Genomic DNA, 20,839 nt, shown 5'->3' with positions numbered 1-20,839 from the left:
GTAATTCTTTCCACTATAATTCCCTCACTATCTTCATATTCTTATTTATTTTGCTTTTTTGATAATACAAATTGGTGCATACGTCTAGCCGCTTCAGTTAGCACTTGCTCATTGGTTGCACAACTTAAACGGATAAAGCCTTCCACACCAAAATTATCTCCTGATACGCATGCAACTCCAGCTTCTTCTAATAAATCTAAACAGAATTCACTAGCAGTTTGGTAATTGCAATCATTCATTGCTTGAGAAATATTCACAAACAAATAAAATGCTCCCTTAGGCTTATGACACTTGAAACCAGGTATTTGATTCATTAATGGTTCAAAAAGACCAATTCTTTTCTCAAATAATTGTTTCATTTGTTGTTTACTAGCTAAAGTGCGATCGCTTAAGGCTTCAATTGCTGCATATTGACTCACAACAGTTGGATTACTTGTTGTATGAGCGGTTAATTTATTCATTGCCTGAATCACTACTGCAGGACCAATCGCATAGCCCATTCGCCAACCAGTCATAGCGCAAGATTTTGATAAGCCATTAATCACTAATGTCTGAGCTTTTATCTCTTCTGAAAGACTAGCCACACAAACAGATTCCGCTCCATCATATACTAATTCATAGTAAATCTCATCTGAAATAATAAAAATTCCTTTTTCTACCGCCCACTCTGCAATTGCTGTTAGTTCTTGGCGACTATAAGTAGTTCCAGTTGGATTAGATGGTGATGTTAGTAATAAGATTTTTGTCTTATCAGTTATGTATTGTTCTAACAAATCAACTGTCACTTTAAATTCTTGTTCAAATTCAGTCTCAATAATCACGGCTTTTCCTTGTGCTAGAGCGATTTGTTCGGTATAACTTACCCAATATGGTGCTGGGATTAATACTTCATCGCCTGCTTCTACTAATGTTTGAAAAGCTGTAAATAAAGCAAATTTTGCTCCCGTATACACAGCTACATTATTTGGTTCTACTTGTAAGCCATCTTTTTTCAAATGATAATCACAAATCGCTTGACGTAACTCTGGTAATCCAGACGCCATTGTATAGTGGTCACATTGCCTTTGATTGATTGCTTTTATAGCAGCAGCCGTTACATTTTCAGGTGCACTAAAATCTGGTTCCCCTAGTGATAAACTAATAATATCACGCCCCATGCTTTGTAATTCTTTTGCTTTTTGTGCCATACCTAAAGTTCCTGAAGGCATAATCTTTTGGACACGCTCAGCAATTTTTACCATTTTACTCCACCTCTACATTAAATATTTTCAATATCTTTAATCCATTGACCATTTTTAGCAAGGATATAGTAATAGCCAATTGAGTGTTCAGAAATTTGATAATTCACTTCCCAAACAGGTTCCTCGCCTATCATGCCTAATCGCGCTTGCTTAACGGCTTGTGGTTCTTTTTCTTGTAATGTGATTGATTTAGCATCTTCTTCACTAATATACTTCGCTTGATCAACAACTACTACTTTTTTTGTCTCAGGTGAAACAATCGCATAGACCTTATTGCCTTCAATGGTTGTTCCGGCTATTGAGTAAAACGTTTCACTCGTATTAAACCAATAAAAATCCGTTATTTCTTGGAATTGAACTTCTTCTTTCATTAGTGATACAGCTTCTTTTTGTGCTAAAATCTTTGGTTCTTCTGTAACATAAAACACGCGAGCAGCTGTAAAAATAATGGCCAATAAAATACAAACAATCCCAAAAACAGTTCCTCGTTTCATGGTCATCTCCTTATCTTATCTCTTATTCTAAAAGATTTATGCAATAATAGTATTCTATCACATTTACCCACCTAATTCATCAAATTGATTTAAATTTCTAACTAAAATAGACTAGAAAATTCATCTATCTAGTCTATTTCCTTATTTTTACTCTTTACGATATCTTTGCGCTACTAAACATTCCTCTAAATTTGCTTGATAGATATCCATATATTGGCTAACGTCACGCTCAATCTTTTGCGCATAATTAGCTGTTTTTGAACGACTATCTAGTAACCATACTGCTGATTTATGCTGATGTTTATCATATCGCATACGTCCAATTCCTTGTTTTAGAGATTGTAACATTTGCGGTAAGGCATAACTTTTAAAGTAATTATTCTTAGCTTGATTAACAGCCTTTTTAGTTAATTGTTCTTGCAATGAGGATGGATTAGAAAAAGGTAATTTGGTAATAATCACTTGTGAAATCGGAATATTACCCATATCAAACCCTTCCCAAAATGATGATAAACCTAATAACACAGCTTTCTCATCTGCCGCATAACGACGCTGTAACTTACGATTATTAGCCGTAATTCCCTGTGCTAATACAGTACGCTTGAATTCCTTATAACTGGTTAATTGTTGATAGACTAATTCCAAGATTTCCTTAGAAGATAATAAAACTAAGACTCTTCCTTCTGTTACCTCAACGATATCAACAATCGCACCAGCTAAGTGATTAGCATAACGCATTGGCTGTCTAAAATTAGGTGTCGGAGCATCATTAATAAAATAAATACGCGACTTATCTTCAGGATGTAGTGCTTTATCCATTGATATAATCGGAAAATGTAGGCCACTATTTTCTAATAGTAATGAATGTCTTGGTATCGTTGCTGATATCCCTATGGTCTTCATAAAAGGTGCCATCATCTGAACTAATTCATCCGTTGGCAAGTGAAGAACCTCCACTGTTACATAAGCCATATTCTCTGTCATTTTTGTTAGTGTTAAACCAAAATATGCTTTTCCATCTTGACCTTCTAGTATCTGACAAAAACGAACCAACTTTGCTAAATAATTCGTTAAACGCTGCATTAAGACTTCATTCAAATAATGCTTCGAACTAGGCGTCACCAAACGTTTATCTTCTTCTAAAACCTCTTCTATCTCATTAGCTAATGATAACATCTGAGAAAAGTCCCCACTAATTGGTGAATTCTCCCATTCTTTGTGTGTCATTAAATAACTATCTTCATGCTTAACTAAAATATCCTCAAGGTGAGCGATTATCTCTTGATGAATCATCATTAAAGTTGTTAATAATTGATTCACTTTATATAATCCAACTGGTAACTCATTAAAATCAAGCGGCGTCATTCGTTGGAATTGCTCCTCCATTAACTGCTCTTGTAAAATATTCAAATACTTCAATGAAAATACTTGCGTCGTCGCTTGCTGAACCACACTATCTAACTTATGACATTCATCAATAATTAAGACCTTCTTCAAGTTTGTCTCCGCCACCAAATCTTTGGTTAAACAACTATGCTGGTACAAATAAGCATGATTTGTAACGACAATCGAACTAATGGCAACCTCTTGCACTAAACGCTGATAAAAATCATACTCAGAAACTGGCAATAGCTTACCATCTTTGTCGATACTTCTTTGCGTAATAAATTCCCACACTTCCGGATGATAAATCGCACGATTACATTCTGTGATATCTCCGGTCGTTGTTTGCGTTAACCAAACTAATAAACCCATCACCGAAATCGCCGTACGTTGTGTAATCGTAAAAGGTTCTTCCTTTAATAGGCGTGACATTTTATCTAACTTCACAAAATGCGATTGTCCTTTTAACGAACAAATCGGCACCTCTAAGCCTAACTGCTCACAGATTGGCTTAATCTCTTGTTCTAGTAATTGCTCTTGTAATAATAAAGTCGAACTACTAATCCAAATCTGATGATTCGTAAATACTAAAGGTAAGCTTGCTAATAAATAAGCCATTGTCTTACCCACACCAGTTGAAGCTTCATAAAAGACTACTTTTTGGTCTGATTCCCCAAATTCCTCACTTAATTGTTGTAATAACTCAAATTGTTCTGCTCTAAAATGTAATTTGCGTTGACATTGCAAACGTTTATATAAATCAAGTGCCGTCACATCTTCGGTATTATCTGATAAAGACTTTTGGACTATTTGTGGCTGCTTTATCGCAATTCCATCAACAATTACTAACTGCTTATTTAATGGACGCTTTGCCTTTTTTTGCTTCTCAAAGGCAACCTCAAATAATGCCCCCGTATCACCAATAAGATAGTCACTATAAGGCAAACACTTTTCTAGTGTGACTAATGGCAATTCATTAATAATCGTTAATAGTTGTAGTAGTAATTCTGCCGTAGCATAAGCATCACTACCAGCTGAATGTGCATGTTCATGACGTAAACCTAAATCCTGTGATAAATCCGATAAACGATAACTTGCTTGAGTTGGTAGCAAAATCTGAGCCAATTGAACCGTATCAATTCCTCTAGCTTCATAAGTAGTCCCTGCTAATTCATCAAAAGACTTCACTAAAAACGGGTAATCAAAGCCAATATTATGAGCTACAAAAACAGCCCCCTCTAGCAATGATTCAATCGTTGGTGCTATATCTTCAAAATAAGGAGCATCAACTACTTGCTCATTGGTAATGCCTGTTAATTTGGAAATCGATGAAGGTATTGAGCGACCTGGATTGATATCAAAGCTATATTCAGCAACAATCTTTTTATTTTCAATTAATGTACATCCAAGTTGAATAATACGGTCCCCCGACTCAAACTTAGGGCCTGTTGTCTCAATATCAACAACAGCATATATTTGCTTCATGTTTTCACTTCCCATCTATCAGATACTATTCTACTAAAATTTAGTCCATTTATAAAGAATTTATTTTCAAGAAAAGTGAAAACACCTTGAAATTCATTAATTTTTTCTATTAAAAACTAAAAAACGTTCTAAACATAAAAAACTAAAAAAATTAGTAGCAATATTACCTATCACTACTAATTCAATCTTTTATCTAATTATTAGGGTATAAATCATCTACCCCTTGTTGTGGATCAATCACAATAAACAAATGTCCTCTGACGCCAACTTTTGAACTTTGGTAGTGATTATCATTACCATCTTCATCAATTGGTTTGTATGGGAAGTAAATACGATCTTCATGACCAGTATTTTCAGCTTCGGGACGTGAGTATAAAATATCCATCATTTCAATATCACGGTATTTTTGTACACGATCAAACATCCCTAATTCTAAGCCACCTAAGTTAATATCCTCAGACATGACATGATCAGCTTCTGGGAAAATTTCAATACGTAAAGATTCGCATGGGTGGATTTCTTGAAATTCACTGCCATTAATGCGACCAAAAGAAGTTGTTACTTGCTTAATCCATAAATCACCAATCATTTTGCGATCGATAGTCCATGTTTCGCCATTTCTAAAAATAAAACGTAAGCCTGTCATTACTTTTTTCATCTAAAACACTCCTCGTAAATAATCTTTTCAAAGGGTATCCCTTCAAGCTAGATTGTACCATAATAAAGGGCTTTCTTTCAATTAACAAGTGGCTTTTTCTGTTTGAATTATTTCAATTATAAACAGACTATATCTGCATCATAACGCCCATTGTTATCTCTGAACAGCCCCCTCAATCTGTATTACTATACAAAATCAGCCGCCAATAATAAGTCTGTTAACGCTTCTTTTGTGTTGTCTACTTTGGCTCTTAATACCTCTTCCTTCATTAAGTTCATCGCTTTACCAATTATTGGACCTTTTTTCTCTAATTTTAAAATTTCGATAATATCATGGCCATTCAAGGCTAACTCATTCACTTGATGAATTGGCAAATCCTTGTAGACCGCCTCTAAATTCCTTTGATCACTTGTGCCACCAAGAGAAGGTAAGATTGCTTCTACTTCCATCGCTAACTCTTTTTGACAGTCATAGGCCATAAAGAAGTCATAATCTTGTTCGAGTCGTTTGCGTAAAGTCATAAGACCTGTTGCCACGTTATTCATTAATTGATTCGAACATTTCCAATCACGCATTAATTTCTTAACTTGCTTGTCTGATAAGTCAGCATAATAAGCCAATAAAATCCAACCTTGCAATTCCGTTAAGCGCGTCATCTGATTATCGCCTAATCCCACTAAAGCCTCACGCATCTCGTTAAAGTGCGGACAGACCGTATAAAGATTGGTATCCAACAATTCATGAATACCAGCCTTACGACCAATCCCCATCATAGTCTTCACCCATTCCACACGCATGCGCTCAACAGCCACATTTGCCATATTTTGGTGAAGCTTCGTAATGGCTTCTTTGGTCGCTGGATCAATTTGGAAATTCAATTGACTAATAAAACGCACCGCACGAAACATACGCAAAGCATCCTCATTAAAGCGCTCTAAAGGATTACCGACACATCGAATCACTTGACGCTCTAAGTCTTCTTTCCCTTCAAAATAATCAATCACCTGATTATCAATCCCTAAAGCTAAAGCATTAATCGTAAAGTCACGACGCTTTAAATCCTCTTCTAATGAGCGTACAAATGTCACAGCAGACGGATGACGAAAATCTTCATATTCAGCCTCCGTACGGAAAGTCGTAATCTCATAACCTTCTCCGCCTTCTAAGACAAGGACCGTACCATGCTCAATCCCTAAATCAACCGTATTTGAAAAAATTTCCTTAATTTCATAAGGTGTCGCACTAGATGCAATATCAACATCCGAAATTTCTTTATGTAATAAGACATCCCGCACACTCCCCCCCACAAAATAAGCCTCAAAGCCTGCTTGGATAATTTTTTCTAGTACTGGTTTTGCTGTTTGAAATGGTTTATGAGATTCAATCATGTAATTGCTCCTTGCTTGTTATTTTTATTTTGTCTGATTATGGGCAGTCTCTTAATACCTGCTCTAATCTACAATTCTTCCAACTTCTTACTCAAGCGATAAAATGTTTCTTTATCGCCAGTCTCTAACGCTTTATCAATCGCTCTTTCAATTGATAAGGCTAATAATTCTACTTCAAAGTTTGATAATTCATCTTCTACTTCCCTAGAAACTTCAATCTCTTTATTGGCATAGGGATTATCTTCTAATACACCAAAAGCCAACATTAAACGATAAGCTTCAGCACATCCCAAACTAATATAACATTCTCCTTGTCCTCTTAACCGTAAATCATGAAAAGCTTGTTCTGGATTAGTATATGTATGGCCATCCTTACAAAAAATAAATGATTCATCTGCTGGCACATTACTCACCAATACCATTCCACGAGGCGTCTCTAATGCATCTTCTACAAAATGTACATGCTTCAACATCAAATCATGATTCAATAAATAATTCAAAATCCATAATGTTTCACGTCTTGGCAATGAATAATTCTTAACTAACCAAGCTACAAATTGTTTCTTTGTTTCTAATGATGGTGAAAATAACATCTTATCACAACTTTCTATTATTTATTCCTTAAGGTCTCTCATATCAAAAAACTTAATCAAAAGTTGATTTTAATTCAACTAACATCATATTCAATGGATCAATTGTTAAGCCTTTATCAATCACTTTTAATGCTTCTTCACGCTTACCATCTTCACGCAAGAACTTAGCATAATCCATTATAAAGTCAATTGAATCGCCATAATAGTTACTAGCTTCTTTATAAGCCTCTGCTGCTAATGCAAATTCTTCTAACTTATCATAACAACGTGCTTTTAAATAGACTAACTTTGGATCAAATAATTGCTCATATTCCGCCTTATTAATTGTCATCACTGCATCATCATCTAAGTCTAATTCCTCTTGAATGGTCGCCAAACGAATCACCGCATCGGTACTTTCTGGCACATACTCAACTTCTTTTGTGGCTAATGCTAAAGCTGCCTTATAATCAGACTGCGCTAAATAGTTATTGTACTGCAATTCATAAGCTTTCACATAGAATGGATTCGCCGATAAAATCGCTTCTAACTGCTCAATTGATTCTTCAATCTTACCTTCTGCTTGTAAAATCTGCGCCAAACCATAATAAGCATCCCAAGGCTCATCATCACGCAATAAGACTTCCGCATATAATTCTGTCGCCTTTTGGAAATGATGATGATAAGTATAAAGTGTCGCTAATTCTAATAATAAAGGTGTTGGTAATTCAGACATCTCCATATCCTCAAGATGAGCTTCAACTACCTCAAAATCATCCTCCATGATGGCAATTACTACTAACATTCGTTTCGCTTGTTGTACAAATAATTCATCTTCTTGCTTTTTCAAATAACTTTCTAAGAATGATTGACTACGACTAAATGATTCCGCCTCAAATAATAGAGCTCCTAAATAATAATCCAAACTCACTTCATCAGGAGCAATATTCTTAGCTTCCATTAATTTGCGTTCTGCCACATCTAAATAGCCTTGCTCTTGATACAAATCAGCCTGACATACTAATACGGCTGGGTAATTCACATCAGTTGATGGAATATCATATAAGACTGATAAAGCTTGATCATATTCGCCATTTTCTATCATAATTTGCGCTAATTGAATTGTCCACGCTGATTCTGATGGTTCTAATTCTGTTAATAATAAAAAGGCACGACGCGATTCTTCTAAAAAGCCAATCGATAAAGAAAATTCTGCTAATTCAATTAACTCCTCTAAATCCTTCTTACTATCAAAATCTTCAAAAAATCCATTATATAATTCATATACTTTTTCAATATCTTGTTCTGTTAAAGCTTGTTCAATCTGTTCAATTATTTTACTCATAATACCCTCCGCTAATAAGTTTTCCTATTTATCATAGCACGTTTTGCGACTGAATGAAAACAAAAAAAGCTTTAACCCCTAATTACTTAGAGATTAAAACTTTTCATTTACAATGATTATTTTTTCACTGCATCTTTTAATGCTTTACCTGCTTTGAATGCTGGTACTTTGCTTGCTGCGATTTGGATTTCTTCACCTGATTGAGGGTTACGTCCTTTACGAGCAGCACGTTCACGAACTTCAAAGTTACCAAAACCGATAATTTGAACTTTTTCGCCTTCTTGTAAAGCTTCTTGAATTGTTTCGAATAATGCATCTACTGTAGCAGCTACATCTTTCTTAGTTAATTCTGTTTTCTTAGCGATACGATCGACTAATTCTGCTTTGTTTGCCATGTTTGAATTCACCTCCATCAATAAGAAGATCTCGTGATATAATACCACGACAGAATATCTTATCTTTAAAATAAGCTTTCTGGAAATCAATCCTCGTCTGATTTCTTATAAAGTATACCATTCTACTATCTGACTTTCAATGTTAATCAGCATAATTTACATGGATTTCCTTTATTTTTTGTTAATTATAAGTATTTAGGAGCTCTAAAGCAACAGCAGGATGACAAACTAATAAACTTGTCTTATTACTTAGTAGGTCAATCTTCTTATTATCTAATGTACGATAGAAATAACCTAATTCTCTAGCAATCACCATACCACAAGCCACATCCCAAGGTGCTAATTGTTCTGATAAATACGCTAAAGAATTACCTAAAAAGACATTCATATGTTCAATTGAAGATGCACCGATTGCACGTGTTCCTTTTGAGTGTCTGATGGTATTTTTAAAGCGCTCATTAGCATCCATTAAGATATAACAATTCATATCTAAGAACCCTTCAGAAAGATCACTAACAAAAGGCTTCACCAAACGCTTATGGTCACAATATGCCCCATAATCACGAATCCCGTACATTAATTGGTCGCGAGACACATCATAAATATATCCTAATTGACCAACACCATCTTTATATAAAGCAATCATAATCCCATAATCACGCTGTTTAGTTACAAAATTCAAAGTGCCATCAATCGGATCAATAATCCAGACAAAACCATCTAATGAATGAATCTTATCCCCTGAGCCTTCCTCACCCATAATCTTATGAGTAGGGTATAATTCACGAATATTCGCTACAAAATATTGTTCGACTTGCTTATCAACATTCGTCACCAAATCCTTATAACCAGTCTTTTCTTCGATAATTAAATCACTCTTCAAACCTGCTTGGATAATTGCTTTTGCTTCATCAATCCACTGCATTACTTCTAAATGTAACTCTAACAAATCCATCTAATCCACTCCTTTATGCCATGCGAATAATTTTTGTTGGATTCTCTTTAGCTGCTTTAACCACGCGGTATAATGAATAGCCAGATTCTCTTTCGAACTGCTTACACATTGTTTTTTCTTCGGCTATTGATGGAACAACTTTTTTATATGCTTTATAGGCCTCCATTACTTTTGCGGCTGGAACACCCTTTTCATAAGCTAATTCCACCATATTCAAAAACTTAATCACACTATTCATCTCTTCGTGCGTCCAATCCATATCTATTGGATAACTATAATTCGCCATAATACTCCCCTTTTTTCTGTTAAAACCATTAAGCAAAAAAACATCGCCCAATCCTTAACAAATTTCTTATTCATCCCTATTATAGCAAAAACTAGCCCGTTTATCTTATCTTTTAAGCGTTTTTCTAGAAAAAATTCACCAATAAAAAAGGCTACAGACGAATCTATAGCCCAAAATCTTCATTAACCGGCACGCACACCGTTTTTAACTTCTTTTTCAGGCATTGCTAAGACTGGTGTTATTCCATCTTCAAAGCCAATATCAAACAACATTCCATGAGAAGTATAGCCCATCATTTCACGAGGTTCTAAATTCACGATAAATAATGCTTGTTTTCCTTCAATCTCAGTTGGATCTTCACGTTCGCCTTTAATCCCGGCTAAAATTGTACGTGCTTCTTCTTCCCCTAAATCAACTGTCAACTTCATTAATGATTTAGACTTAGGAATATCTTCCACTTTCAAAATAGTTCCACAACGAATATCTAACTTTTCGATTTCTTTCATCGTCACGTTCGGTTTTACTGGTGCAGCCATTTACAACACTCCATTCTCTAAATGTATTTACGTCTTTATTATAGCACAAATCCTTCATAGATATGACTGGTTCCATCTAAAAAAGCTAACCATCTTTCCGGCTAACTCAATTCTTTATCTACTTGACTTCACAAAAGATTTTAAGGTTACTGGTGAAAATAATAATAAAATTGGGAAAATCTCTAAACGTCCTGCAATCATCCCAATTGATAAGACAAATTTATTCCAATTTGAATACCATGAATAATTCGCTAAAGGACCTACATCCCCCAAACCAGGACCAATATTATTAAATGTTGCCGCTACTGATGTGAATGCCGTTGTAAAATCATTCGCCTCACAAGAAACAGAGAACAAAATCATAATAAATACGAAAATATAGACTAATAAATAATTCGTTACTTTCATCTCAACATCTTTCGGTAAAGCTTTCCCCGACATCTTCGGTACAATTACCCGTCTAGGATGCGCCATGCGTTTGAACTCTGCTAAGGCTGATTTGAAGAAAATAACCACACGAGATACCTTTAACCCACCAGCTGTTGAGCCTGCTGAACCTCCACAAAACATTAATAATACTAATAAAGTCTGCGCTACAACTGGCCATTCACCAAAGTCGCATACGCCAAAACCGGTTGTCGTCATTAATGAAGAGACGGTAAAGAAGACATAACGCAGATTCGTCATAAAGGTATCCCCATTGCCCACCAAAGCAAACATAATCATCGCCGTTACGACTACAATAATTCCTATATAATAACGAAACTCCTCATCCTTCCAAACTTCTCTTACTTTCCCTAATAAACATAAATAATATAAATTAAAATTAATCCCAAATAACATCATCCCAACAGCTACGACCCATTCTACTAATACTTGATTATCATATAACGAAAAGCCAGCATTATGAACCGCAAAACCACCAGTCCCTGCCGTACCACAAGCAATCAATATGGCATCAAATAATGGCACCTTTAAAACTACTAAAATAAATGCTAAAATTGCCGCCATCACTAAATAAATCCCATACAAAATACGAGCCGTCTTACTTAACTTGGACACTAACTTACCAAAGACAGGACCAGGAACCTCAGCACGCATTAACTGCACCGAATCCGATCCCGAATCAGGCAGAATCGCCAAAGTAAACACTAATACTCCCATCCCACCAATTAAATGGGTAAAACTTCGCCAAAATAAAGACGAATGCTGCAAAATAGACAAATCCACCAAAATACTTGACCCCGTTGTCGTAAATCCACTTGATACCTCAAAAAAAGCATCAAAAATATTAGGGATTTCTCCTGAAAAGACAAATGGTAAAGCACCGAAGAATGATAATAATATCCACCCCAAGGCTACTGTAATAACACCATCTTTAGCTAGGATTTTAAAATGCTTTGGCTGTTTATAACTAAATAATGTCCCAATTGCTAATAATAAAAGAACGACACTACCATAACTCAACATCTGATGCCATGACTCACGATAGATAACACTTACAATAAATGGAAGCATCAATAACAATGCCTCAACCTGTAAAATTTTACCGATTAAAAACCGGACTACTTTTCTTTGCACTTTCCCACCACCAATTTCTACTATATTAATTACGCTAAAATATCGTCAATATCATCTAAACTTTTATCAGTTGTAATCACAATCACACGATCATGTGGCTGCAGTTGATCACTACCATCTGGATAGATTAATTCTTGACCACGTAAAATATAGGCAATTAACATATCTGATTTTAAGGGTAAATCAGACAAAGGCTTATCACAAATACGACTACCATGATTAATTCTAAACTGTAAAGCCTCCACTTGATTATCAGCAATACGATATAACGCTTCAACATTCGAACCTTCCGTATTAGCACGTGATTTCACAAATTGAATAATCTCACTAGCCACTAATTGCTTAGGTGAAACAATCGACTGTAAATCAATATTACGTAAGACTTTTAAAATGCCTGTACGACTCATCTTAGTAACTACTTTTTCGACACCACACTGCTGAGCAAAAGCCGATAAGACAATATTTTCCTCATCAATCCCTGTTAAAGACACAAATGAATCATACTCTGATAACATCTCTTCTTCTAAAATATCATGATCCGTACCATCCGCATGAATAATCTCCGCATAAGGGAAATCCACACTCAAATTCTCACAACGCTCCAAATTTGTCTCAAGAACTTTTGATTTAATGCCACTACGATTTAATAGATTTAGTAGATAATGGGCAATACGTCCACCGCCAACGATAAATGTTGACTTAATGGGTTTTGATTGCTTATGCAACACATCTAAAAATGGCGATACATCCTCATAAGCACCCGTAATATAAATAATATCCCCAGACTCAATACTTGTTGACCCATCAGGAATAAAACTCTCACCATTACGCTGAATAACGCACACTAAAATACCTCCAAAAGTAGTACGCAAATCTTTTAACTCAGCCCCAACTAAAGGCGAATTTCCCTTAATCTCTAACCCAATCAGGCTTACTCGATTCCCTGCCAAACTCTCAACACTTAAAGCTGATGAATAATTAAAATTACGTGCAATATCTCGAGCTGCTGATAAATCAGGATTAATCAATAAAGAAATCCCCAAACTCTCACGTACAAACTGCAATTGCATTGAATATTCTGGATTACGTACACGAGCAACTGTATACGTCACTCCTAACTTTTTAGCCAAAATCGATGCAATAATATTAATCTCATCTTTTTCGGTAACCGCAATAAACATATCGGCTGTCTCCGCACCAGCTTCCACCAATGCATCATAACTTGCACCATTACCAACTAAACCCGTAATATCAAACTTATTAATCATTCGATCTAACTTCTCCGGATTCTTCTCAATCAACACAATATCATTTGCGTCTGTTGCTAATTCGGCACATAATACCTCGCCGACTTTACCGCCGCCAACCATAATAATTTTCACTACTTCAACCCCCAACTATTCTTCTTATATTCTTTCAATACTGCTAAGCCCGTGAACTCATGATAATACATCTTGAACTAAGACTAGCTTCCCACGACACTTCCCGCAGGCATATCTTTTTGTATTCAGCTTTCGCTGCCTAAAATATTCCGTCTGACACTCAACACATTGATAGAGCAAACGATACTCTTTGTTGGTACGCATATCCTTCACATAGCGACTACCACCCACCTGACGCAATAACAGCTTAAACTCTTGATCTCTATGCTGGTAAGGCATACCTTGTTGATGTAAATGATAATGACACAACTCATGCTTTATCACTCCAACCAATTCTTCCCTACCATGCATCTCCTCCACTAATGGGTTAATATCAATATCGCCACTCCTTAAATGATACCTGCCTCCAGTCGTTTTTAAACGCGGATTATAAAAGGCTTTATGCTTGAATTTCCGTCTAAAATACCGCATTGAAATAGACTCCACTAAATCTTGTAACGCTTGATCTTTATTAACCATTTTCACCACATACCTTTTTCCAAAATTCATGTAAAGTCTATTATAACACTAATTAAATTTTTAGGGGTAATAATATCTAAAATTTTCCACAAAAAAACTGACTACCAGAAAAAGCACTACACTTCTCCTAGTAATCAGTCCCTCAAATTTTAGAAACAATGAATATCATAGCTAATTTCATATTCAGAATATGGTTCCAAATACATTAATGTTGGCTTCTCTTCAATCTTCTTAGATTCAACTACACGATCTGGTAGACCATCCCAAGGTTCAATACATAGATAAGGCGCATTATTCGTCTTAGTCCACAAACCAACATAGGGAATATTTTGATAGCTCACTTCAACTCCACGATGGTCCTTATCCGTCACAATACGCACCACTGTATCGCCTGGAGTTTCATAAACCAGTGCATCCTCTGCAAATAGTTGATGATTCAATTGAAAACCTTTAGGTGCATCAAATTGACGATTTTCTTCATCAACAAAAGGTCCCACTAAAGCATATTTTGTTAAAGGATTTGCATTATGAATTTCAACTTTATAATCATCAAATACTAAACCTTCCGCCATTGGAACTTTAAATGCTGGATGTCCCCCAACTGTAAAATAAATCTCAGTCGCATGAGAAAAGATACGATACGTTACTTTTAAACGATCTTTAACTAATTCATAACGTACATGAAATTCAAAAAGAAATGGATAATCCTTCTTCATTAAAGTCTTATTTGATTGGAATAAGTCAATCATATCTCCTGCATGTTCACTAACCGTAAATGGATAATCACGCGAAAAACCATGCTTCGTCATTGGATACGTATTACCATTATACTCAAATTCCTCATCATGCATCATGCCTATACAAGGAAAAAGTACCGGCGACTGCTTATTCCAATACTTCGGATCCGCTTGATATAAATACTCTTCACCAGTCTCCTTTAAAATAATAGACGAAAGTTCCGCACCTTGTTCTTTGATACGGACTTTCAAAAATTTATTTTCAATACAATACATTGCATTCCCACCTTTACTAATCTATTTTTGTTTTGAATTCGTTTACATTTATGTCATAAAAGTAATCCCCCGCTAAAACAGGGGATCATGCGCTATACCCGCTTCCCAAAAGAACAAGCTTTCAGGAATAACACATTAACCAACCAACACGCTCACAAGGATAATTATGAGTACTCAGCTAGCTATTATAAAATATAACGACTTAAATCTTCATCTTGTTGCACATCGCCTAATTTACTCATAACATAGCTTTCGGTAATTTGAATATTTCCCATATGCATATCAGGCGCTTCAAATAATAGTTCCTCTAATAAACGCTCTAAAATCGTATGCAGACGACGAGCACCAATATTTTCAGTTGTACTATTCACCTCAAAAGCAATCTCTGCTAATTTAGAAACAGCTTCTTTCGTAAAGACAACTTCAATATTTTCAGTCGCAAGTAACGCTTTATATTGTTTTAATAAAGCATTATGCGGTTCTGTTAAGATACGTTCAAAGTCTTCCTGTGTCAAATCTTCTAATTCTACACGAATTGGGAAACGACCTTGTAATTCCGGCATCAAGTCACTTGGTTTAGCAACATGGAAAGCTCCAGAAGCAATAAATAAGATATGATCCGTATGAATTACACCATATTTCGTATTCACCGCACTACCTTCAACAATCGGTAAGATATCACGTTGCACACCCTCACGGCTAACTTCACCACCATTTTGATTCTTGGCAGCAATTTTGTCAATCTCATCAATGAAAATAATACCAGAAGTCTCAGCTAATTTTAAAGCTTCAGCATACACATCATCCATATTCACTAAATTATCCGCTTCTTGTTGCGTTAAAATCTCAATCGCTTCAGGAACGGTAACCGTACGCTTCATTTTCTTCTTAGGCTTCATACTATCAAGCATAGACTGAATCTCCATCATCTGCTCCATACCCATGCCGCCATTACCCATTTTGATTGGCTTTTCAACTACTTCAATGGTCACTTCTTTATTCATTAACTCGCCATTACGCAATTGCTTTTCAATCTCACGACGACTAGACTTAACTTCTTCTGTCACTTCTTCCTTCATCTCAGGTTCGATAGCATCTTGCGGTAACCCCATCATCTTCGCCATATTCGCAAAATAATCTACCTGCGAATTAGCAACCTTCTTCATCACACCAGGCTTTAAAATGGCAGCTAACTTCTTAATTGCTAAATTATATGCTTCGCCTCGGACAGCCTCTTTCTTTTGCGCTTCAACAATGCGAATTCCGCTATCCACCAAATCACGCACCATTGATTCCACATCACGACCAACATAACCAACCTCAGTAAATTTAGTCGCTTCAACCTTCACAAAAGGCGCTTGAACCATTGTAGCCAAACGACGAGCCAATTCTGTCTTACCCACACCAGTAGGCCCAATCATTAATAAGTTCTTAGGCGTTACTTCCTTTTGCATATCTTCATCTAATAATAAACGACGATAACGATTACGTAAAGCAACCGCCACAGCACGCTTAGCTGAATTTTGACCAATAATAAAACGGTCCAATTCCGCTACTACTTCTCTAGGTGTTTTACTAATTAATTCATTCATCCCAATACGCTCCTTATAATACCTCAGTTAAAATTGAGTCATTTGTATATACATCGATTTCTGATGCTACTTTCAAACTTTCACGGGCAATATCTTCCGCTGATAATTCACTAGAACCATAACGCAATAAAGCACGCGCCGAAGACAAAGCAAAGTTCCCACCAGATCCAATCGTTAAAATACCATCATCTGGCTCAATCACTTCACCCGTACCTGACACTAATAATAATTGCTCCTTATTCATTACAATTAATAAAGCCTCTAACTTTTGCAGATTCCCATTAACACGCCATTCCTTAGCCATCTCAATTGCAGCACGCTGTAAATTACCTTTATATTGCTTTAACTTCTCTTCAAACATATCTTCTAAAGTAATTGCATCGGCCACACCACCCGCAAAACCAACTAAGACATCACCATTAAAAATGCGACGAATCTTACGAGCTGTCCCTTTCATGATTACTTTTTCACCCATTGTTACTTGACCGTCACCAGCCATCGCAACTTGATTACCTTTTTTTACTGCACAAATTGTAGTCATTAAAAAAACTCCTTTATCTATTATCTAGCCACTCTCAAAAGAGGCGACTAATTCGTTATTATCTTGTTATTATAAATAACTGTCTTATGCTGAATCATTCTAGTGCTTAACAAACTAATGTGACTATCCGACAAAGACAGACTGCTTACCCGTCCTTCTAGTATACTAGGTTATTGCTTGAATTGCGATAAATCTAATCCATTCTCACGCTTCTTACTACGACTCGCTCTTGGAAAGAACTGCGCATAATTATGCTGTAAAGCATCTTTAGTAACATGCGTATAAATCTGCGTTGAACTCAAACTCGCATGTCCTAATAGCTCCTGCACCGTACGCATATCCGCTCCATTATTCAATAAATGCGTCGCAAAACTATGACGCAACATATGCGGATGAATCGTCGCACTCAAACTACTTTCCTTAATAATATTGTCAAGAATATACGAAACGCCTCGTGCTGTCAATGGTTCACCAAGATAATTCACAAAAACAACATCATGATCCACATGTCTCTTAACCATTAGTTCACTACGACTCTCATTAAGATACGTCTCTAATGCATCATGCGCGAACTCACCAAAAGGAACATATCGCTCCTTATCTCCCTTACCAATTACTAAAATAACACCTAAATCCCATTTTAACTGATTCAAGCGCAAAGAAGTCAATTCACTCACACGCATCCCCGTCGCATATAACAACTCCATTAAAGCCTTATTGCGCAATTCTAATGGAGTCTTAACAGGCAACTCATCCAATAATTGACGCAACTCATCCTCAAAAAAGAACTCCGGCAAACGGGACTGTCCCTTCTTATATGATACTGAAGCAAAAGGATTATCCTCCACTACTTGCTGCTCATACAAATATGCATAAAAAGAACGCATCGATGATAAAAACCTTGAAATACTCGTACGACTATACTCTGCTCGATGCAATCGTCCTAAATAAATCTTCACAAAAGTCCTATCTACTTGATTAAAGGAAGAAATACCCGCATCATTCATCTCGCCAACAAACTGTAAAATATCACGTTGATAGGCCTTAACAGTCTCCGGAGAATAACGACGCTCCACATCTAAATACCTTAAAAACTGTTTCATATAGTTATCCATCAAATCTTCCTTTCTTCAGATACAAACATAATTTATCACAAAAAGAAAACCATTACAATTTATTGAAAGCATGTTTAAGAATTATTTAAGAGATAATACCAAAAACCATTAAAAACTAACCCATAAACAAATTTTTTCTAAAAATAACCTACTATAATCAATAAAAAATAGATAAACATCAAAAAAAAAATGATATATAAGGTGCTAAATCTTTTTATTATGTAAACTTGCCACAAAGAACGCATTGTTAATTAAGTATACCACAGAGTACCACTATAATAGAATGGCTAAAATATATTATTTTACCGCTTACAAAAATAGTAACGAACTATAATATACAAAAAAGCCACCATCAATAGTTCTGGTTCATCGCCTTTTCTACTGAAGGAGCATCCTAACAATATTTTCTAAAGAATCTTCTATTAATGTAGCAAACTTACTCACTATGATTACTATCTTTAGACGCCATCTGCAATCCTAGTCCCTATTATCATCATTCTTTTAATAGCTTTTTCAAAGGATTGCTTATAAAAATCACTATCACATCTTATAATAACTCTTCTAATCTTATTTCCTCACCTGTTAGATCGGAAAAATCAATGCCTAATGCATCAATTTCTTCTTGTTCAGCAACTGATACCACTGCCACATTCCTCTCTAGAAACTCTGCTAACATAAGAGAATCTTCCTCTTCATAATACTCTTCTTTTTTCTTTACCATTACGATACTCACGACCTTTCAATTTATTCACTAATAGTATACAAGCTAATCAGGTAATAAACAAATCATACCACACCAAAAAAAAGCCACAGATTCTTATCAATCTATGGCTTCTAGCTAACAAATCTATCCTCTAGTTATTCTAAACAAGCACACTAATCGTAATAGGCTTTACCGATATTTTTAACTTTATTCAATATCACACCTAAGATAGGGCAACCTGTCTTTTCTAATTGTTTGATACTTTCTTGCTCTAATTTATGACTAATGGCGCCAGACTCAATCACAATAATAGCCCCATCACTTTTTTCAGCAACGACCGCTGCGTCAATCACACTTCCAATAGGCGGAGTATCAATTAAGATATAATCATAGTATTCCTTAAGCGATGTTACAGTCATCCCAAATAACTGACTTCCCAATAATTCAGCGGGATTTGGTGGGAAAGGACCAGAAAACATCATATCTAAATTTTTGACATTTGTTTCATAAATGACATCCTCAACTCTTGCTTGTCTTGATAAATAATGCGACAAACCTTTTTCTATACCAACAGCTTTTAATTTATGCATTAAAGAAGATTTACGTAAATCAGCATCGATAATTAGCACTTTTTGATGAATATCTGTTAATGATAACGCCAAATTAATAACCGTAGTCGACTTCCCTTCACCAGGACTATAGCTCGTAAAAGTAATTACTTTTTTGTCTTTACCACAAAAACCTAAATTAGTCCGCAATGATTTATTGGCTTCATTAACAAAAAAATCTTTATTTGGTACACGAATAGTTATTTTCCCCATTCACCTTCACCTCTTCTACTTTTTTATAATATTATTTTTGCTTTCTATTAGATTACTATCTAAGAATGACGATATTCCATAAGAACCTTACCCCCAATAAGACTCTCACTTCTTTATGCCAAAAATCTATGTCACCTAACTAACGAACTCTTAAAATGAGCCTATATATCTATTAAGCTATCATAATTCCTATTTTTTGTTAATGGAAATTCTGATTAAATACCAAAACTAGCCTTACAAAATTATTCATACACTTCCCTAAAAATCATTTACTATAAATAAATAAAAATAACGGATAAAATTAGTTAATAATATCCAAAAAACAAAAAATAAACATTTTTTCAACAAAAACCGCTATAAAACAATATATCATCCACAAAAAAATATAGATACAGTAAAAAATATATAAAACATTATTAAAACTGCTATTTAAAGACTCATAATCCTATTATCTTATACAATTATCTGACCACCCTAAAAAAGACCACTTAAGGAAATTTCTATACAAAAAAGCGAGGGCTAAAAACCCTCACCAAAATATTATAAATCACTAAATAAATCTCTTTGGTATAAACCATCTGAGATTAGTTTGTCGAAGGCTTGGGCTACGTCTTTTTTGTCTTCGTGGTAAGTCATGCCGAACCATTTATCGTTTGTTTCTAATAGTTTTACGGATACTTTATCGGCTTCTAATAAATCGCCAATATGCATCGGTAATAAGTATTCGACTTTTAACATATCTGGGTGGTCTTGGTTGAAGAAGTCTTCAAATCCTACTTCTAATAAGTCCATATACTCTGGTGTTAAGCCCCACATGTTCATTGATACATATGA

General features: G+C 35.4%; 20 protein-coding genes and 1 pseudogene. All 21 read right to left on the bottom strand.

What is annotated here, in order from left to right:
• Nucleotides 1–41: 41 nt before the first annotated feature.
• Complete coding sequence (locus tag BMX09_RS03805; protein ID WP_089746375.1) at nt 42–1,241, bottom strand: pyridoxal phosphate-dependent aminotransferase; 1,200 nt, start codon at nt 1,239–1,241, stop codon at nt 42–44.
• 17 nt (nt 1,242–1,258) lie between these two features.
• Nucleotides 1,259–1,735 carry a cell wall elongation regulator TseB-like domain-containing protein gene (locus BMX09_RS03800; RefSeq protein WP_089746374.1) on the bottom strand — a complete coding sequence of 159 codons (477 nt, stop codon included), beginning with the start codon at nt 1,733–1,735 and terminating at the stop codon, nt 1,259–1,261.
• Nucleotides 1,736–1,882: 147 nt separating this feature from the next.
• Nucleotides 1,883–4,603 (bottom strand): helicase C-terminal domain-containing protein, encoded by a 2,721-nt coding sequence (locus BMX09_RS03795; RefSeq protein WP_177159522.1) that lies wholly within the window; start codon nt 4,601–4,603, stop codon nt 1,883–1,885.
• A gap of 193 nt (nt 4,604–4,796) precedes the next feature.
• A complete protein-coding gene (locus BMX09_RS03790) occupies nt 4,797–5,261 on the bottom strand; it encodes a hypothetical protein (protein WP_089746372.1) in 465 nt (154 codons plus the stop codon).
• A 185-nt stretch (nt 5,262–5,446) separates the two neighbouring features.
• The gene (locus tag BMX09_RS03785; protein WP_089746371.1) at nt 5,447–6,649 is read right to left on the bottom strand and encodes a CCA tRNA nucleotidyltransferase; all 1,203 of its coding nucleotides are present in this window, start codon (nt 6,647–6,649) and stop codon (nt 5,447–5,449) included.
• Between the two features lie 68 nt (nt 6,650–6,717).
• Nucleotides 6,718–7,242 (bottom strand): YpiB family protein, encoded by a 525-nt coding sequence (locus tag BMX09_RS03780; protein WP_089746370.1) that lies wholly within the window; start codon nt 7,240–7,242, stop codon nt 6,718–6,720.
• Nucleotides 7,243–7,294: 52 nt separating this feature from the next.
• Nucleotides 7,295–8,566, bottom strand: a complete 1,272-nt coding sequence (locus BMX09_RS03775; protein WP_089746369.1) for a tetratricopeptide repeat protein — start codon at nt 8,564–8,566, stop codon at nt 7,295–7,297.
• Between the two features lie 116 nt (nt 8,567–8,682).
• Complete coding sequence (locus tag BMX09_RS03770; RefSeq protein ID WP_089746368.1) at nt 8,683–8,961, bottom strand: HU family DNA-binding protein; 279 nt, start codon at nt 8,959–8,961, stop codon at nt 8,683–8,685.
• 181 nt (nt 8,962–9,142) lie between these two features.
• A complete protein-coding gene (locus tag BMX09_RS03765; protein WP_089746367.1) occupies nt 9,143–9,916 on the bottom strand; it encodes an inositol monophosphatase family protein in 774 nt (257 codons plus the stop codon).
• Nucleotides 9,917–9,929: 13 nt separating this feature from the next.
• Nucleotides 9,930–10,202 carry a UPF0223 family protein gene (locus BMX09_RS03760; RefSeq protein WP_177159521.1) on the bottom strand — a complete coding sequence of 91 codons (273 nt, stop codon included), beginning with the start codon at nt 10,200–10,202 and terminating at the stop codon, nt 9,930–9,932.
• A 182-nt stretch (nt 10,203–10,384) separates the two neighbouring features.
• The gene (locus BMX09_RS03755; RefSeq protein WP_089746366.1) at nt 10,385–10,738 is read right to left on the bottom strand and encodes a tRNA-binding protein; all 354 of its coding nucleotides are present in this window, start codon (nt 10,736–10,738) and stop codon (nt 10,385–10,387) included.
• A gap of 114 nt (nt 10,739–10,852) precedes the next feature.
• Nucleotides 10,853–12,319, bottom strand: coding sequence for a TrkH family potassium uptake protein (locus tag BMX09_RS03750; RefSeq protein ID WP_089746365.1), 1,467 nt, complete (start codon nt 12,317–12,319; stop codon nt 10,853–10,855).
• Between the two features lie 29 nt (nt 12,320–12,348).
• Complete coding sequence (gene trkA, locus BMX09_RS03745; protein WP_089746364.1) at nt 12,349–13,701, bottom strand: Trk system potassium transporter TrkA; 1,353 nt, start codon at nt 13,699–13,701, stop codon at nt 12,349–12,351.
• Between the two features lie 57 nt (nt 13,702–13,758).
• A complete protein-coding gene (locus tag BMX09_RS03740) occupies nt 13,759–14,220 on the bottom strand; it encodes a SprT family protein (RefSeq protein WP_089746410.1) in 462 nt (153 codons plus the stop codon).
• 149 nt (nt 14,221–14,369) lie between these two features.
• Nucleotides 14,370–15,233 carry an aldose 1-epimerase family protein gene (locus tag BMX09_RS03735; protein WP_089746363.1) on the bottom strand — a complete coding sequence of 288 codons (864 nt, stop codon included), beginning with the start codon at nt 15,231–15,233 and terminating at the stop codon, nt 14,370–14,372.
• Between the two features lie 185 nt (nt 15,234–15,418).
• The gene (gene hslU / locus BMX09_RS03730; RefSeq protein ID WP_089746362.1) at nt 15,419–16,825 is read right to left on the bottom strand and encodes an ATP-dependent protease ATPase subunit HslU; all 1,407 of its coding nucleotides are present in this window, start codon (nt 16,823–16,825) and stop codon (nt 15,419–15,421) included.
• 13 nt (nt 16,826–16,838) lie between these two features.
• On the bottom strand, nt 16,839–17,366 hold the full coding sequence (hslV, locus tag BMX09_RS03725) for an HslVU peptidase proteolytic subunit (RefSeq protein WP_089746361.1): 528 nt from the start codon (nt 17,364–17,366) through the stop codon (nt 16,839–16,841).
• Between the two features lie 170 nt (nt 17,367–17,536).
• A complete protein-coding gene (gene xerC, locus BMX09_RS03720) occupies nt 17,537–18,469 on the bottom strand; it encodes a tyrosine recombinase XerC (RefSeq protein ID WP_245711121.1) in 933 nt (310 codons plus the stop codon).
• Nucleotides 18,470–19,028: 559 nt separating this feature from the next.
• A complete protein-coding gene (locus BMX09_RS09965; RefSeq protein WP_143054369.1) occupies nt 19,029–19,214 on the bottom strand; it encodes a hypothetical protein in 186 nt (61 codons plus the stop codon).
• 143 nt (nt 19,215–19,357) lie between these two features.
• A complete protein-coding gene (locus tag BMX09_RS03715) occupies nt 19,358–20,005 on the bottom strand; it encodes a CpsD/CapB family tyrosine-protein kinase (RefSeq protein ID WP_089746359.1) in 648 nt (215 codons plus the stop codon).
• 540 nt (nt 20,006–20,545) lie between these two features.
• Nucleotides 20,546–20,839 (bottom strand): annotated as a pseudogene (locus tag BMX09_RS10065) (nucleotidyltransferase); the annotation flags it as partial.

The organism is Granulicatella balaenopterae, from assembly GCF_900111135.1.
GTDB lineage: Bacteria > Bacillota > Bacilli > Lactobacillales > Aerococcaceae > Granulicatella > Granulicatella balaenopterae.
Note: the sequence above shows the minus strand (reverse complement) of the source record. Positions and strands in the feature narration are given on the sequence as shown.

Bases quoted from the DNA above. Each gene is read 5' to 3' on its own strand.
- BMX09_RS03805 (WP_089746375.1), bottom strand. From the start codon at position 1,241: ATGGTAAAAATTGCTGAGCGTGTCCAAAAGATTATGCCTTCAGGAACT.
- BMX09_RS03800 (WP_089746374.1), bottom strand. From the start codon at position 1,735: ATGAAACGAGGAACTGTTTTTGGGATTGTTTGTATTTTATTGGCCATT.
- BMX09_RS03795 (WP_177159522.1), bottom strand. From the start codon at position 4,603: ATGAAGCAAATATATGCTGTTGTTGATATTGAGACAACAGGCCCTAAG.
- BMX09_RS03790 (WP_089746372.1), bottom strand. From the start codon at position 5,261: ATGAAAAAAGTAATGACAGGCTTACGTTTTATTTTTAGAAATGGCGAA.
- BMX09_RS03785 (WP_089746371.1), bottom strand. From the start codon at position 6,649: ATGATTGAATCTCATAAACCATTTCAAACAGCAAAACCAGTACTAGAA.
- BMX09_RS03780 (WP_089746370.1), bottom strand. From the start codon at position 7,242: ATGTTATTTTCACCATCATTAGAAACAAAGAAACAATTTGTAGCTTGG.
- BMX09_RS03775 (WP_089746369.1), bottom strand. From the start codon at position 8,566: ATGAGTAAAATAATTGAACAGATTGAACAAGCTTTAACAGAACAAGAT.
- BMX09_RS03770 (WP_089746368.1), bottom strand. From the start codon at position 8,961: ATGGCAAACAAAGCAGAATTAGTCGATCGTATCGCTAAGAAAACAGAA.
- BMX09_RS03765 (WP_089746367.1), bottom strand. From the start codon at position 9,916: ATGGATTTGTTAGAGTTACATTTAGAAGTAATGCAGTGGATTGATGAA.
- BMX09_RS03760 (WP_177159521.1), bottom strand. From the start codon at position 10,202: ATGGCGAATTATAGTTATCCAATAGATATGGATTGGACGCACGAAGAG.
- BMX09_RS03755 (WP_089746366.1), bottom strand. From the start codon at position 10,738: ATGGCTGCACCAGTAAAACCGAACGTGACGATGAAAGAAATCGAAAAG.
- BMX09_RS03740 (WP_089746410.1), bottom strand. From the start codon at position 14,220: ATGGTTAATAAAGATCAAGCGTTACAAGATTTAGTGGAGTCTATTTCA.
- BMX09_RS03735 (WP_089746363.1), bottom strand. From the start codon at position 15,233: ATGTATTGTATTGAAAATAAATTTTTGAAAGTCCGTATCAAAGAACAA.
- hslU (WP_089746362.1), bottom strand. From the start codon at position 16,825: ATGAATGAATTAATTAGTAAAACACCTAGAGAAGTAGTAGCGGAATTG.
- hslV (WP_089746361.1), bottom strand. From the start codon at position 17,366: ATGACTACAATTTGTGCAGTAAAAAAAGGTAATCAAGTTGCGATGGCT.
- xerC (WP_245711121.1), bottom strand. From the start codon at position 18,469: ATGAAACAGTTTTTAAGGTATTTAGATGTGGAGCGTCGTTATTCTCCG.
- BMX09_RS03715 (WP_089746359.1), bottom strand. From the start codon at position 20,005: ATGGGGAAAATAACTATTCGTGTACCAAATAAAGATTTTTTTGTTAAT.